Origin of the sequence: Phyllobacterium brassicacearum, from assembly GCF_003010955.1 — a bacterium.
In the GTDB taxonomy this organism is placed as follows: Bacteria; Pseudomonadota; Alphaproteobacteria; order Rhizobiales; family Rhizobiaceae; genus Phyllobacterium; species Phyllobacterium brassicacearum.
On record NZ_PGGO01000006.1, the window covers coordinates 40,691 to 55,324 of the forward strand.

Below are 14,634 nucleotides of genomic sequence, written 5' to 3' on the forward strand. Positions count from 1 at the left end.
GTTAGCTGACGAGTGCACTGGTAAACATGTCTTCGACTTCGGCGTGGGCACCGACCACGTCGACGCTTTGCGATCCGAGACGGGTCTTTGCCGCATCGATCCGCTGCATGGCTTCCTTGCTTAGCGGACGGGCGGCCTTTGCGGCGGCCTCGCTGTCGGCAACATCGCCGTGGCTATGCAGGGCGATGTCGTAGCCGGCGTCGAGTACCTGCTTGACGCGTTCCGGCAGTGTGCCCTCGAGCGCGTTCATGAAGATGCAGTCGGAGATCAGGACGCCCTCATAGCCAAGATCGTTGCGGATCACGTCATGCATGACGGGCGAGACGGAGGCGGGAAGTTCCTTGTCATAGGCCGAATAGACCACGTGGGCGACCATGGCCCAGGGCGTGTCCTTCAGGTCGATGAAAGGCTTGAAATCCGTGGCGAGCAGCGTTTCCCGACTCGCATCGACGACGGGGCGCTCCTTGTGAGAGTCGAGTGTTGCCCTGCCATGACCCGGAATGTGCTTCATGATCGCCATGTTGCCGGTCTCGAGCAGGCCTTCGACAACCTCGCGGCCAAGCACGGCAATGAGTTCGGGATCGGCACCGAATGACCGCGCACCAATGACGGCGCTCGTCGTGGGAAAGACCAGATCCAGCACCGGCGAGCAGCCGCTGGTGAGGCCGAGTTGGCTCATCATCGTTCCCATGGCTTGCGATGAAAGACGTAGTGCTTTCCTGGCAAGATCGAGGTCATGACGCGCCAGTTCGGCGAACTGGCCAAAGCTGCGGAACAAGGGCCAGGGGCCTGCATCGAGATGCTGGACGCGGCCGCCCTCCTGATCGGTGAAGACAGGTGCATCCTCGCGGCCGACCGCTTCGCGGAAGCTTGCGATCAATGCTTTCGCCTGGTCTGGCGTGCGCAGATTGCGCCGCCCGACGAAAAGGCCAAGCGGATTAGTTTCCCGGAGCAACGCGATCTCATCCGGTGACAATGTCGGGTTCGGAATACCGACAAACAGGGCGAGAGGTGACTGGCTGGGCACGATTTCACTCCATAAGGATTGTGTGTTTGGTAGGGGCTCAGGTTCTCTTGACGCGCAGCATGCCTTGATAAATTCCCTTGTTATCGGCAGGTATCGGCATGGCGCCGACGGCGTTGACGTAGAAATCGACAGGTCCGGCGTCGCCGATAATCGCGTAGGCATAGCCAAGCGATTTCATTGCTTGCAGCGAAGCAGAGAGGAGAGCGATGCCCACACCCTTGCCACGGCTGTCCGGATGAACACCCGTTGGTCCAAAAAACCCGCGAGCGGTTGTATCGTAGCAGGCGAAACCGACGAGATTTCCGCTATCGATGGCGATAAGACACGCGGAAGGCTGCCGCGAGATGGCGACGGAGACTTCACTTGCCCAGTTGGTGCTGAAATTTTCGCGAACCCAATCCGCGACAAGGTGCATTTCCGGGGGGAGAACCGGCCGAATCAGCACTTCGGCGCGGCGAGCCTGTTCTTCCAGATCGGACAGCCTGTCGGTGTACAGACTAACAAGCAGATCAGCCAAGCGACTCTCCTCAAGTCGAATTCCAATATTATGGAATATATCCCCTTTTAATGTAATAGATTTGGATTTTTGCTTCGGCTTGTCAATCGTTTTTATTAGAAACACATCGTATTGCCGGCCGCGGGGCAGCCATAAGTCGAGATTTTTATCCGGCGTATCATCGAGATTACTGCTGGCAGGTAACCAAGGATTGTAGAGCCTTTCCTGAACAATCTGATATGCTAGGAGTGTGTCATCGAGGGGGACACGCCGCGCCTATTCCTGGCCGATCATTGTTGTTGCGATCAATTAATAATTTATGGAAACAATCATGCGCGGTACGGGGAGCGTTCATTGAAAATTCTGCGCAGATACAATGACTTCTGGAACTTTGCAGCGTTCCCGGCGCTTCTCCGGCGTATCGGGCTGCTATTTCCAGGCGGAAAGGCCGTTCGCGCTGACATGACTGGGAAGGGCAGCGCATGGACGTCGGTACTGTACGGCTTCTTCCTGGCCCTCAGTCTTGCCGCCATCGTATCGGTGTTTGTCGTCGGCGTTCTTGAAAGCCGCGACCGCATGGTCACGCAATCAAAGATTCAACTCCGCCAGAAAACCGCTCTGCTGGAGGCCTATGTCAGCAAGATCCTCGAGGCGAATGACATGGTGCTCAAGGACATTGCTTCCGAGATTGACCCGATGTCGTGGCCGGAAATCGCCTCGGAGGGCGTGTGGAAATTACTGGCTACCCAGAAGCAATACCTGAAACATTCGGGCGTGATCGCCCTGGTGAACCCGGAAGGCTCGCTGGTCTCTTACAGCGAAGGGTTTCCCGCCAATTCATTCGGCGTGACTGACCGCGATTATTTTCGCTTCCATCGCGACCACCCCTCGGATGTGACCTTCATCGGTGAACCCATCAACGGCCGCGTTTACGGCAAGCCTTCCCTGACCATGAGCAAGGCCCTACGCCGGCAAGATGGTGGATTTGACGGCTTGATCCTCATCACCATGCCGATCGACTATTTCCTGGATCTGTTCAATGGGGCCGCCTCGCCGACCGATGTGGCGCAGTTCTTGCGCGAGGATGGAAAGGTCGTCGTGAATGTGCCTTACCGGGATGGCCGTGCGCCGCTGCCTGAGTGGTTCGCCACGGCGGTTGCAGAGAATCCGAAAACGGGTGTTGTCAGCTACCGGTCGATGCCGGAAGGCGTCGACCGGCTGATCGCCTATCGGAAGGTCGGAGAATTTCCGTTCTACGTGGCATATGGAATAGACGAGCGGATACTGCTGACAGGCTGGCGGCAATCTGTGCGGGTTTACGGCACCGTCCTGGCCATTGCACTGGCGGCCTGCACCGCGGCCGCATTTCTGGCGCGCCGCCGTTCCATTGCGCTAACGCACTCGAACGAGTCCCTGCGGGAAGTGAGCGAGCGGCTTCTTGTTTCGCAGGACGAGCAGCGCCGCTCGATTGCCAGGGATTTGCATGATTCGACCGCGCAGCACCTGGTTGGTGCGGCGATGGAACTGGAGAACGTGAAATCGCGGATGCCCCTCGTCGACAAGGAAACATCGCTGTCGTTGAAGCGTACTGCGGATCTGATCTCCCGGAGCAACGAGGAACTGCGGACGCTCTCCTATTTGCTGCATCCACCAATGTTGGACGAATCGGGACTGCCAAATGCGCTGGAGCTGCTTGTGGTTGGTTTCGAGGAACGGAGCGGTTTCGACATCGAACTGAGGGTAGACCCGGATCTTGGTACGAAGAGACCGCGCGCCGACGTTGAACTCGCCATTTTCCGCATCGTCCAGGAAGCTCTCACCAATATTTATCGCCATTCCCATGCCCGCAAGGCAACGATCAGGCTGGTCCGACAGGGACACGAGCCAAACTCGGTGCTTTCACTGACCGTGAGGGACGATGGCGTCGGCATAGAATGGCGCCGGCGCCGGCGCGTCGGTGTCGGCCTTTCTGGCATGGAGGCGCGCCTGCGTCCGCTTGACGGCACGCTCCATATTTCCACCGGCAAGACCGGCACGACGATATCCGTGAAGGTTCGGAGTTAGGGCCAGGACCCACCAATCTGGTCGAAATGGTGTGAGGCTTTCCTTCGGATACGAGGAGTGGAGGCGATGGAAATGTTCATCCGTTTTCGAGCCTTTGCGACAATGAAGCCGGGCGAAAAGACGATATGCTCCGGACGCCGAAACGGCTGCAAGCTGCAGTGTTGAGCTGCTCGGCGGGGGAAGACTCCGCCCTTCGCATCTTCTTGCTGCTTCAGGCGCCATTTCGCTCATATTAATGGGTCCTGACCCTAGCCCTTCTTCTTCTTGAAATCCGCATAGACTTGGTCGGCCATCGTACGCAATGAGCGGCCGATATTGGCGTATTCAAACTCGTTGAGGTTGGCCAGTGATACACGGCCAGCCGGCTGCAATGTGCCAAAGCCGCTGCCCGGAAGCATGACGATCCCGGTATCATTGGCTATCCGGAACAAAAGCTCGGTTGGCGCGACGTTCTTCTTGACCCAATCGGCAAAGGCGTCGCCGTAAAGCCTGCGCGAAATAGCTTCGAGGTCGAGCAACGTATAGTAATCGACTTCGTTGGTATCGTTTTGCGGCGGCAGGCCGAGTTCCCGGAAAAGTGCAGCTTCGCGCCGGCGGATAAGCTTTTTCAGCTCTGCCTTGTAGCCGTCGGCCTCGTCCATCAGCGCGAAGAGCGAGAAGAGCACCATCTGCACTTGCTGGGGCGTGGAGAGACCCGCCGTGTGATTCAGCGCAACCGTGCGGCTGTCCGCCACAAGCCGATCGAGAAACTTGAGTTTGGATACATCGGGAACAAGCGTCGAATAGCGTTCGTCCAGTTCCTTCCTGTCGGACTTGGACAAATCCTTCAGCTTCGCGTCGAAGACGTTTTCGCGTTGAGCGGCAATCACACCGAGACGCCAGCCGGTCGCTCCAAAATATTTGGAGAAGGAATAGACAAGAAGCGTATTGGCGGGGCAGGTCGCGAACAGCGATTTGAAGTCGTCGGCGAATGTTCCGTAGACATCGTCCGTGAGGATCATCAGGTCCGGCCGTTTCTCGGCGACGATCTTCGTGATCCGCTCAAGGCTGCGGTCATCCATCTTGACCGAGGGTGGATTGCTCGGATTGATGCAGAAGAAAATCTTAATGTCCTTGTCGAGGAGTTTGTCGAGTTCCGCATCCGGGTACTGCCAGCCAGCGGCGGGATCGGCATTGATGTGAACCTGTTTGAGCCGGTAATCGTTGAGTTCCGGTATCTCGATATAGGGCGTGAAGGCTGGCATGCCGATGGCAACCTTGTCGCCAGGCGCAATCAGCTTGTTCTGCTTCAGCGAGTTGAAGATATAGGTCATAGCAGCGGTCCCGCCCTCCACCGCGAAAAGGTCGATCTCGCTGGAGGTCAGGTAACCGCCGATCATCTCCTTGACGATATAGTGTTTGACGATCTCCTCGCTGACACGGAGCATGCGCGGCGGCACGGGATAGTTGCTGCCAAGGATGCCCTCGACCGCTTCGTGCAGAAAATCCGATGCGCTCAGTCCAAGCTGATCGCGGACATAGCTGAGCGCCCGCCCGAGGAAAACGCCGCCCGGCTGGTCCCTGTGCTCGGAGACGAAACGCTCGAAGCGTCCTTCGATGCCGGCGAGCTTGGGCAGGCCACCGACGCCGTTCTCCATGTAGGAGAACGACAGTTCGGCCTCGGCCGCGGCAAAGAGCCCGAGCCGGAAAAACGCACGGCGGGGCAGGGTAGCAAGGAAATTGGGATTACCACGCCCCGCGTTGAGGATCAGGCGGTTTTCCCTGCTGGACGCGACTTGTATCAGCGCATCCTTGAGTTCGAACGGGCTCAGCTTGGCATATTGGCTGTAGTCAGTACGGGGCACGATTGTCTCCTCAAGCGAATGCAACGACCAAGGGGCCGAGCAGGGTCAAAAACACGTTGGCGAGCGCATAGGTGATCGCGAACGGCGTGGTGGGTATGGAATTGCCGGCCTTGTCGAGGACTTCGCCGAAGGCAGGATTGGCGCTGCGCGAGCCGGAAAGCGCTCCGGCAAAGATGGCGGTGTTGTCGTATTTCAAGACGTAGCGGCCGAAGAGCATCGTGATGAGTAGCGGCACGATCGTGACCACCACGCCGATGAGAAAGATCGAAAGGCCGCTGGTTGCGATGGTCTGCACTGCCTGGAGGCCGGACTGAAGTCCGACTACGGCGACAAACCCGGCAAGACCGAGATCGCGCAGAAGTGTCGATGCGCCCGTTGGCATATTGCCGATTGCAAGGTTGCGGCTGCGATACCACCCGAACAGCAGGCCGGACAGGAGGGCGCCGCCGCCGCTCCCGAGCGTCAGCGGGATCGAGCCGATGCGCACCACGGCGATGCCAATGAGCAAGCCGATGACGAGACCAAGGCCGTGGAACACGAAATCCGTCTTGTCGCTTGGCAGGATGACCGTACCGATCGACTTGACCACCCGTTGCAGCTCCTGGTCGGTACCGTAAAGGGTGACCACGTCGCCGGGCTCGATCCTCGTGTCAGGATGAAGGGGGAGCGGTTTGTCTGCCCGCTTGATGCCCGTCACGTAAATCCCGTGACGCAGATCCTCCGCCGTCGCTTCCCTGATTTCGGCAACGGTCTTTCCGGTGAAGGCCGGGCTGTTGATGGTCACATCACGGGTCACGACCACCAGGTCCATGCCTTCGGAGGATTGCAATTCCGGTCCGATGCCACCCGCGGCGGCGACGACGCCGGCACGCCTGCCAACGACCAGGATCACGTCATTCGCCTCAAGTCTGAGATTGGGCTGGACGCCGATCAGCGTGCCAGCCCGTTTGATACGCTCGATGGTCATCGGAGCGGCTTCGGACGCGGCCTTCTCGATCTCGGCGACTGTCTTGCCGGCTGCCTTTGCGACGCGATAAATGCGGCCAACGAGGTCGGGTGCTGCAGGGTGTTCACCCGGCCCGTAAACCTGAGCACCGGCGAGCAATTCGGCCTCGGCCTTCATTGCGTCATCGCGGATGCTGCGTCCCATGAATTTTGGGAGGAGGTTGACACAAACGAGGATCGCACCGAAGGATCCGAAGATATAGGTGACAGCGTAACCGACAGCGACGTTACCCTGCAGCCTCTGGACCTCGTCGGCTGCCAACCCAAGCTTGCCGATCGCCGCACTTGCAGTGCCGATGATGGCCGACTGGGTGAGCGCACCTGCGGCGATACCAGATGCAAGGCCCTTGTCGAGGCCGAACATCCGCACCAGCACAACAACCGTAAGAAGGCCGCTCACCGCCAGGACAACGGCCATGCCGATCTCGCGCAACGATTGCCGGCCGAGCGAGCGGAAGAACTGCGGACCGCTCTCAAAGCCGACGGCATAGATGAACAGTGCGAAAAGCACCGCCTTCACGCCGTTGTCTATGGTCACGCCGACCTGACTGATCAGGACCGCGACCAGAAGCGAGCCCGCGACGCCACCCAGCTGGAACTTGCCGAACTGGATCTTGCCGATCGCATAGCCGCCGGCCAGTGAGAGAAAGAGTGCGATTTCAGGGGATTGGTGAAAGATGTATTGGATCCAGCCCATCAAGTCCTCCAGCAACTGTGCGTAGGTTGTTTGGTGTATTGGCGTTCTGCGAACGGCGTTGGTTTCGAGGGGATTTTTTCTGCCAGCCTGTCGTCATGTCGACGATCGGCGATTGTGTCGATCACGGCCGCTTGACGCAGCGGAATCCAACATGGCTCGTGGACGTATCCTCCGGCTCGGCATGGCGGGCCGCTGGACGGTAGCGCCGGCAATAGTTCGGTGCGCAAAGGTGCGATCCGCCCTTGAGGACGCGCCGCGGTATGCGGATGGCGGGTTGCATCGGATCGTAACTGGCTTCGATTGGGCCCCGCGGATTGACAGGGATACAACAGGCTTTCGCGGCAGGTTCCGGGTGGCGGGTGGACCAGAAATCGCCCGTCCACTCCCACACATTGCCGATCATGTCGTAAACGCTATAACCGTTCGGAGGGAAACTGCGGACGGGCGAAGTCCGGTCATCGCCTTGGGAGCGAAGGTTGTGATGGGGAAAAATGCCCTGCCAGGTGTTGGCCATTTGTCTGCCACCGGGGGTCAGCTCGTCGCCCCATGCAAATTCTGCCTCGTCCAGCCCGCCGCGCGCGGCCAGTTCCCACTCGGCCTCCGTCGGCAGATCCTTGCCCGCCCAATCGGCATAGGCCCTGGCGTCACACAAGGCGACATGAACGACGGGGTGGTCGAGTTTGCCTCTGAGGTCGCTTCTGCGGCCATAGGGATGTTTCCAGTTCGCGCCGAACTTGAATGTCCACCATTGCGAAATGTCCGGGCTGGCGACGGGACGGATTGGCGGATCGAACATCAACGACCCTGCCTTCAGCATGTGCGGCAGCGCACCGGGGTAATCCTTCGCATCGGGCGCTTTTTCAGCGAAGGTCACATATCCGGTTGCTTTGACGAATTCCGCGAACTGGCGATTTGTTACCGGCGTTTCGTCGATCCAGAATCCGTCGATCTCCACCGGATGGGCTGGGGCTTCCTCGGGATAATGCCGGTCCGATCCCATGATGAAGGTCTTTCCCGGTATCCAGACCAGACCATCTTCTGATCTTGACGGCCCGGCGAGGTTCTCCCGCTGTATTACAGCTCTCATCGTGTCTCGTCTCCGTATGCGCTTTGCACCAGCATCGGGAAGGAGGGCGACAGACTGAAGTACGTAACGGTAACAAACAGCGGTTCAGAGGGTTTTCGAAGGTAAGAATGCGAGAATCGAGCGGGTTTGAACTGGTTTGACCCGGCGTTGTCAGCAAGTTGAAGAGAAATGTTGATTCTGCGCGATTTTGCCCGCACCCAGTGCAAAGCGACTTCTGTAACGGTTAAGTACTTTGTGGTTGCCCCGATTGCGGTAAGATGCAGGGTATTTAAAATTGCCAGTCCACAGGAGACTAGAATGGGGACCTCGCCGATGCGCATCATGGCTGCCATCGCATTCATCGCAAGTTCGCTGTTGCCGCTCCAGCAGGCCCACGGCGACGACGTAAAACTCTCCGGGTTTCCGTCGCTCATTCTGTCGGGCGGGACCGCCAAGTCGACATCCTATACGATTCCGAAGCCGTTCAAGAATCTCATCAAGGCCGACACGCTCGACATCATTTTCGGCCAGACAACTCTCGACGAGATACAGAAAGAGTTCGGTGGTGAAATTCGCAAACGCGGCGCTGGAGCAGATGTCGCGAGCTGGCTGTGTTATCAGGTGGCGCTTGACGGGCATGCCTCCAACCTTTGGTTCATTTCGAACGGGCAAGCCGCTGGCTCAAAACGGCTGCTGAACATGGTCTCTGCCGAAGAAAGCGATACGGCCCGATCCGGTTGTTCGCAGGGTCCGGAGACGCTGACCGAGTGGGTTCTGCCTGTCCCTGGGCTGAAGGACGACGAAAGGGCGCTGCAGAATGCCTTCGGAGCATCTGTCAATGACGGCATCGTTCGCTATTCGAACCAGATGGCCCCGGACAGCAATGGACTCACAACACTGCAGGCGCTTGTCTACCGATTGAATGACGGTCAGATAGACGGCATCTCGTTCAGCCAGATCACCACGAAGTAGCCGGCATCATTCGCCGGGAGCGGGCCGGAAACTGATACCGGCGAAGACGTGCCATTCAGGATAGGTGCGGTCACGTCCCGGTACCGCTGATGAGCACGTAACTGTAACAGAAGCCGGCGGGTTATCCTCATCCCGAGTTTGAGTAGCCGCCGAAAACAAATCATCATGAATTTTACCGTTACGTACTCCCGCAGCTACCCGTCTATACAATATTATTGAGCTGTATCGGAGATCGACGGTTCGCCGACCATCTGACCATGCCCATTAACGATCAACAGGGTAGGTGCGGGTTCTCAATGACAACGGTGTCAACGCAAAGGGGGCTGTGGAAATTGATGCTCAAGTTGCCGGCGATGCGCGGGCAGCTGCAAATGCTGAGTGCCCGGAACACCACATTGTTGAGTTTATGCGATGCGTTCGACGAGGCCAGTTCCACTCTCGACCGGTTGCGGCGAAACGGAACGAGCGATCTCAAGCTCATTGCCGAATACGAAATGCTTTGCTCCGACATCGAGGGGGAGGTTATCGATATTTGCATCTCGACGCGTGGTAAATTGCCCTGACATTTGCTGCCGTATAACCAGTTGATTTGTATCTATTTTTTGATCATACAATCCTGTCTCAGGACAATTCCATCACAACCTAGGGTATTTACCCTATGGCGTCCCGGCGCGTTCCGTTCAATTGTAGCCCGGGTTTGGAAACCGGGGGTTCTGCCATGGAAGTTGACGTGAATGTCGACGTACCGGAAACGGAGAGGGTTACCGAGGAGGAGGCGCGGACGGAGTTGGATAGGCTCCTTTCCGATCCGCAGTTCCACTCAACGGAACGGAACAGAAATTTCCTGAGATTTGTTGCACGGGAAATGTTCGAAGGACGCGCGGCAGCGGTGAAGGCTTACACTATTGCCGTTGACGTTTTCGGGCGTCCCTGCAGTTTCGATCCCACGACCGATCCGATCGTCCGTATAGAGGCAACGAGGCTTCGTGCATCGCTCGCCCAATATTATGAGGCCCGCGCCGAAGAGGGAAGTGTTCGCATAGAGCTGCCGCGCGGAAGATACATACCGGTTTTCACGAAAGCGCCGCCGCAAGGTGACGCAGTCGAGGACGCGGAGGCGCCGGAGTCCCCTGATACCAAGGAGAATGCCCCGGTACGACAAAATGCGATCTACAAGCGATGGCTCGTCCTTGGCGCAGTTCTGCTTGCAGCCGCCTTGTCCGGCTTCATCTGGTTCATCGCGGATCAGGGCCCCGTGTTTTCTGAAAAGCCAAGCGTTGCCGTCGAAATGAGAATGGCGGGCGATGAGACCGACATCGAAGCCGGCCTGATCCGCGATTACCTGATGATCGCCCTGTCGGAATTCCAGACACTCAAACTTGCGGCGGGAGAAAGATCCGAGGTTGCCGCAACAGCCGCTGTTACGGGGTCTGCGGCAGGTCTGTTTTTCTTCAAGCCGGCGCGCAAGATTGCACGTTCATACCAAGTGGTCCTGAAGTACCACCCGTCTGCAACGGACCGTTCGGTCTGGTGGCAGATCGTCGGCCTAGGAACGGGCGAGGCCTTATATTCGGGGGTGGAACGCGTCTTTGTTGACAAGGCATCCGACATCGAGGTCCGCCGTGAACTGATCACGCGTCTTGCTGCCCGTTTTACCGGAGTGCGCGGGGTGATCACTGGTTTGGAACTGGCCCATGAGCTGGCTGCGCCGACTTTTGGCAATGGCTGCATACTACGCTCCGCCGTTGCCGCGGAACGGCCCGATGCGGACGGGCTGTGGGAGGTCAGAACCTGCCTTGATGCAACGCTGCTGGCGATGCCGAACGATCCGGACATCAACGCCGAGCTCGCGATCATCCAGCTGGAGCTGGATGCACAGGATGCGTCAACAGAATTGACGTCGCGCGCGCTGGCGCTGGCCAACAAGGCTGTGGTGCTCGCACCAACATCGGACCGTGCCGGTTATGCGCAAATGCTGGCGCAATTCCGCAACGGACAAACAGAAGCGGCCTTCGCCACCGGCTACCATGCGATGACGCTCAATCCGAACAACAGCATGATTCCTGCCCGGTTGGGGGCAATGCTTTTCGCCAATGGCAGATGGGCGGAGGGAGTGGGTCTTGCGGTCAAGGCGGGCATGATCGAAAACATCCCTCATAGTGACGCGGGTCTTACCCTTGCTCTCGACGCCTATCGGCGTGGCGAATTCGCGGAGGCGCTGCTTCGCGTGCAGCAAATGGGCCGTCCAGACAACTACATGGCCAACATCCTGGAACTGGCTGCTTCGGGCCAAACCGGGAACCGGGCGATTGCGACCGAAGTCATGAAACGCCTCAATGCGCGCGATGAACAGTTCTGGGTCACATATCGTGCAGGCATGGCAGCGCGGCACTATTCGCCCGCTTTCATTGACCAGCTCAGCGCCGGGCTCATGAAAGCGGGTATCAATTTTCCTGAACCGGTGGCCGCAGCGTCCAAGTAACAATCGCGGCTTCGACACGTTGTGGAAACCGCCTGGTATTGAAGAGGTGGCGCTGGGCCGCGTGAGGGGCGTAAACCACCGGGATTTGTTACCGTAACATCTTTGACGCGGCGATTGTTTTGTATCAGCCTTATGCTGGGCAACCGGGAGCGTCCTCCCCCTCGATTGCCTGTCCGGGCGGGACCTGAAACTGACGGATTCGCTTCCCTTGCACCCACCGCGAAGTCGGATGATTCCGGTCTCGCCCGGGCCCCCGACGCCCAGTACGGTTGCGAGGTTCGCGTTGCGCCCACTCATGCAAGAGGAAGGTTGAAACAGGCATCGAATGGGGGCGGCATCATGTCGTACAAGATCGTTGTTTTTCGCGCATTCATCCTCGGGTTCGCATTAATCTCACGTCTGGCTGGCGGCGTGGGGCTTGCTCAGGAAGAGCAATTTGCATCCCCGCATATCCTTGACCTCGATGGTATGAAACAGCGGCGGCTGGTCCGCGTACTGGTCCCCTACAGCAAGACGATCTATTTCATCGATCAGGGCAGGCAATATGGGACAGCGGTTGAATTCGGAACGGCGCTGGAGAAAGCCCTGAATGCCGGCAACAAAAAGGAGATTGACCACATTCATGTCGCCTTCTTTCCAACCGCCCGGGATCGATTGCTTTCGGCGTTGAACGAAGGGCTTGGCGATATCGTCATGGCAAATCTGACTGTGACGCCTTCCCGCCTCGAACAGGCTGATTTTACCAACCCCATCTATGACAAGGCAAGCGAAGTCCTCATCACGGGCCCCTCTTCAGAGAAAGTGCTCCATCTGGATGATCTTTCCGGCAAGGAAATCGCCGTGCGCGAGACCAGCAGCTATTACGAGCATCTGATCGAGCTGAATGGGGAGTTCAAGCAACGCGGGATGGAAGGGATCAAGCTCCTGATCATGGACGAGAATCTGGAGGATGAAGATCTCCTGGAAATGGTCAATGCGGACCTGTTGCCTTACACGATCGTCGACAAGTACAAGGCGATGATCTGGTCTACCATCTTTACCGACATCAAGGTGCATGACGAGTTCGCGATTGCTACCGATGGCCAGATCGCATGGGCAATCCGCAAGAACAGCCCCCTGCTGATGAAGGAACTCAATACGTTCGTTGCTGCCCATCGCGTTGGAACTGCATTCGGCAATATCCTGCGCAACAAATATTTCAAAAGCGACAAGATACTGCAACGCGCTTATTCGGATAACGATGTTGAAAAATTTAAGCAACTCGTGGAAATCTTCCGCAAGCACGGGAAGACCTATTCCTTCGATTATCTCATGCTGATGGCGCAGGGTTATCAGGAATCCAAGCTCGATCAAAAAATGCGAAGCCCGCGCGGCGCTGTCGGCGTCATGCAGCTGCTGCCGGCAACAGCGAAGGACAAAGCAGTCAATATCAATGGCATAGACAAGGATGAGGACCGCAATGTCGAGGCGGGATCCAAATATTTGCGCTATCTGATGGACACGTATATCGACGAGCCGGATCTGAACGAGCGCGACAGGCAATTGCTGGCATTCGCGGCATATAATGCGGGTCCTGGCAATCTGAACAAGTTTCGCCAGAAGGCCAAGGACATGGGTCTCAACCCGAATGTCTGGTTCGGCAATGTCGAAAATGCGGCAGCGTCGATCGTTGGCCGCGAAACAGTGCAGTACGTCAGCAACATCTACAAATATTATGTCGCCTACACGATGCTGGTCGAGAGGCTTGGGGTTCACGCCGATGCGGTCGATGCAGGAGCAAAAGGCGGATAGGCTCCTCAGAGCACCAAGAGATGTTTCAGGATCGGCGTGAGCTCTTTGAGGGGAAGCTGGGTCAATCCAACAGCCACGAACGGCAATAGCGCGGCCGCCGAAACCGGAACGAGGGTAGCACGGGTTACCAGCATTGGTGACAGCTTCTTTGCTGCCTCATAGAATTTGCCGGGATCCGGGATGTCATCGTCGGACGCCTTGTCTTCAGTGGCAAATACGTTCTCGCCGAGTGTGTTTCGCTCCGCCTGTCTTTGGTACTCTGTCCCGCGCGCGGCAGCGGCGAGCAATGTTCGTCTTTTCAGAACGGTGAGCAGTCGCATGAAGCCGGCCAGCGGAATGCCGAAATAGGCGTATATCAGTATCAGCCAAATTCCCATGACCGTACCGATTGCAGATGCGGTGAAGGTCCCGTGCAGGACCTGGTGCGTCACAGCGGCAGAGATGACACAGCTCACCGCAACCGTGAACAAGACATAGGCATTCGGGTATTTGCCGACGAAGCCAAGTCCAGCATGCCCGTCGGGATGGGTGGCGACCAGTCGTGTTTCGAGTCTCGACAGGGTTCCCAGCAAAAGTGACCAGATGATGTGTCGCCAAAGAGCGCGCCCCACAAGGAACCAGAAAAGCGTATTGCTGACGATGATCGACCACCACGCTGCGGGGCTCGGGGAATTTCCGGCATCGTTGATCGATACGGTCCAAGACGGCGAGGCATCGCTCCTCATGATCGTAACAAAGTACCATGACGCAAAAACCGCCAGCAGGAGACAGACCAGTTCGGCGAGGGAGGAATTTCGCCGATTGAGTGCTTTGGCTACCGCTGCCCTGGCCGGAGCGAGCGAGCCTGCCGCGAGAAGCCGCCCATCAAAAAGCTGCCGCACGCCTTCGCGCAAATGCTCCTCGATCTGTGTTTCAGCCAAGACAAGCAGTCCGATTGCCAGAAAGAATCGTGCCCATGCACCTGGATCAAGCAGAAAGGGGCGAGCCTCGAGTGGTCCGAAGGCGGTCCCGGCGGCGAGGCTCAGGACAAAAGGAATTCCCCAGGCGACAGCGACGAAGGTCACAGCTCGGACGAGGGGGTTGAGGCCCGTGGTGTGGACCAGTTTCGCCTTCAGTTGCAGATCATAGAATGGACCCCCGCGAGCAATTAGAAACGGCTGATTGTCGCTGGGGGCCTTCGCCACGGGGGC

11 protein-coding genes are annotated in these 14,634 nt (G+C 57.8%); 5 read left to right on the forward strand and 6 right to left on the reverse strand.

All coding sequences use genetic code 11. The features are described from left to right. Nucleotide 1: 1 nt before the first annotated feature. On the reverse strand, nt 2-1,027 hold the full coding sequence (locus CU102_RS09405) for a glycoside hydrolase family 3 N-terminal domain-containing protein (protein WP_106710848.1): 1,026 nt from the start codon (nt 1,025-1,027) through the stop codon (nt 2-4). Nucleotides 1,028-1,064: 37 nt separating this feature from the next. Further along, nucleotides 1,065-1,544, reverse strand: coding sequence for a GNAT family N-acetyltransferase (locus CU102_RS09410; RefSeq protein WP_106710849.1), 480 nt, complete (start codon nt 1,542-1,544; stop codon nt 1,065-1,067). A 333-nt stretch (nt 1,545-1,877) separates the two neighbouring features. Here CU102_RS09410 and CU102_RS09415 point away from each other — a divergent pair, with 333 nt between their 5' ends. Continuing rightward, nucleotides 1,878-3,587, forward strand: a complete 1,710-nt coding sequence (locus tag CU102_RS09415) for a cache domain-containing sensor histidine kinase (protein WP_106710850.1) — start codon at nt 1,878-1,880, stop codon at nt 3,585-3,587. A 248-nt stretch (nt 3,588-3,835) separates the two neighbouring features. On the opposite strand, the gene CU102_RS09420 is transcribed toward CU102_RS09415, so the two are convergent. The 3 genes from CU102_RS09420 to CU102_RS09430 form a co-directional block, all read right to left on the reverse strand. After that, complete coding sequence (locus CU102_RS09420) at nt 3,836-5,431, reverse strand: bifunctional aspartate transaminase/aspartate 4-decarboxylase (RefSeq protein WP_106711050.1); 1,596 nt, start codon at nt 5,429-5,431, stop codon at nt 3,836-3,838. A 10-nt stretch (nt 5,432-5,441) separates the two neighbouring features. Then, a complete protein-coding gene (aspT, locus tag CU102_RS09425; RefSeq protein ID WP_106710851.1) occupies nt 5,442-7,133 on the reverse strand; it encodes an aspartate-alanine antiporter in 1,692 nt (563 codons plus the stop codon). A gap of 121 nt (nt 7,134-7,254) precedes the next feature. After that, a complete protein-coding gene (locus CU102_RS09430; protein WP_106710852.1) occupies nt 7,255-8,220 on the reverse strand; it encodes a formylglycine-generating enzyme family protein in 966 nt (321 codons plus the stop codon). Nucleotides 8,221-8,517: 297 nt separating this feature from the next. On the opposite strand from CU102_RS09430, the gene CU102_RS09435 reads away from it, so the two are divergent. From CU102_RS09435 to CU102_RS09450, 4 genes are all read left to right on the forward strand, one after another. Continuing rightward, on the forward strand, nt 8,518-9,171 hold the full coding sequence (locus tag CU102_RS09435; protein WP_106710853.1) for a hypothetical protein: 654 nt from the start codon (nt 8,518-8,520) through the stop codon (nt 9,169-9,171). A 296-nt stretch (nt 9,172-9,467) separates the two neighbouring features. Next, a complete protein-coding gene (locus CU102_RS09440) occupies nt 9,468-9,734 on the forward strand; it encodes a hypothetical protein (protein WP_106711051.1) in 267 nt (88 codons plus the stop codon). A 155-nt stretch (nt 9,735-9,889) separates the two neighbouring features. Next, complete coding sequence (locus CU102_RS09445; RefSeq protein ID WP_106710854.1) at nt 9,890-11,653, forward strand: tetratricopeptide repeat protein; 1,764 nt, start codon at nt 9,890-9,892, stop codon at nt 11,651-11,653. Nucleotides 11,654-11,992: 339 nt separating this feature from the next. Further along, nucleotides 11,993-13,444, forward strand: coding sequence for an MltF family protein (locus CU102_RS09450; RefSeq protein WP_106710855.1), 1,452 nt, complete (start codon nt 11,993-11,995; stop codon nt 13,442-13,444). 5 nt (nt 13,445-13,449) lie between these two features. Here the strand turns inward: CU102_RS09450 and CU102_RS09455 are convergent, their stop codons facing one another. Further along, a complete protein-coding gene (locus CU102_RS09455) occupies nt 13,450-14,628 on the reverse strand; it encodes a hypothetical protein (protein ID WP_106710856.1) in 1,179 nt (392 codons plus the stop codon). Between the last annotated feature and the right edge of the window lie 6 nt (nt 14,629-14,634).

Excerpts from the sequence above, each read along its gene's own strand:
- CU102_RS09435 (WP_106710853.1), top strand. The coding sequence starts at position 8,518 with ATGGGGACCTCGCCGATGCGCATCATGGCTGCCATCGCATTCATCGCA.
- CU102_RS09450 (WP_106710855.1), top strand. The coding sequence starts at position 11,993 with ATGTCGTACAAGATCGTTGTTTTTCGCGCATTCATCCTCGGGTTCGCA.
- CU102_RS09440 (WP_106711051.1), top strand. The coding sequence starts at position 9,468 with ATGACAACGGTGTCAACGCAAAGGGGGCTGTGGAAATTGATGCTCAAG.
- aspT (WP_106710851.1), bottom strand. The coding sequence starts at position 7,133 with ATGGGCTGGATCCAATACATCTTTCACCAATCCCCTGAAATCGCACTC.
- CU102_RS09430 (WP_106710852.1), bottom strand. The coding sequence starts at position 8,220 with ATGAGAGCTGTAATACAGCGGGAGAACCTCGCCGGGCCGTCAAGATCA.
- CU102_RS09445 (WP_106710854.1), top strand. The coding sequence starts at position 9,890 with ATGGAAGTTGACGTGAATGTCGACGTACCGGAAACGGAGAGGGTTACC.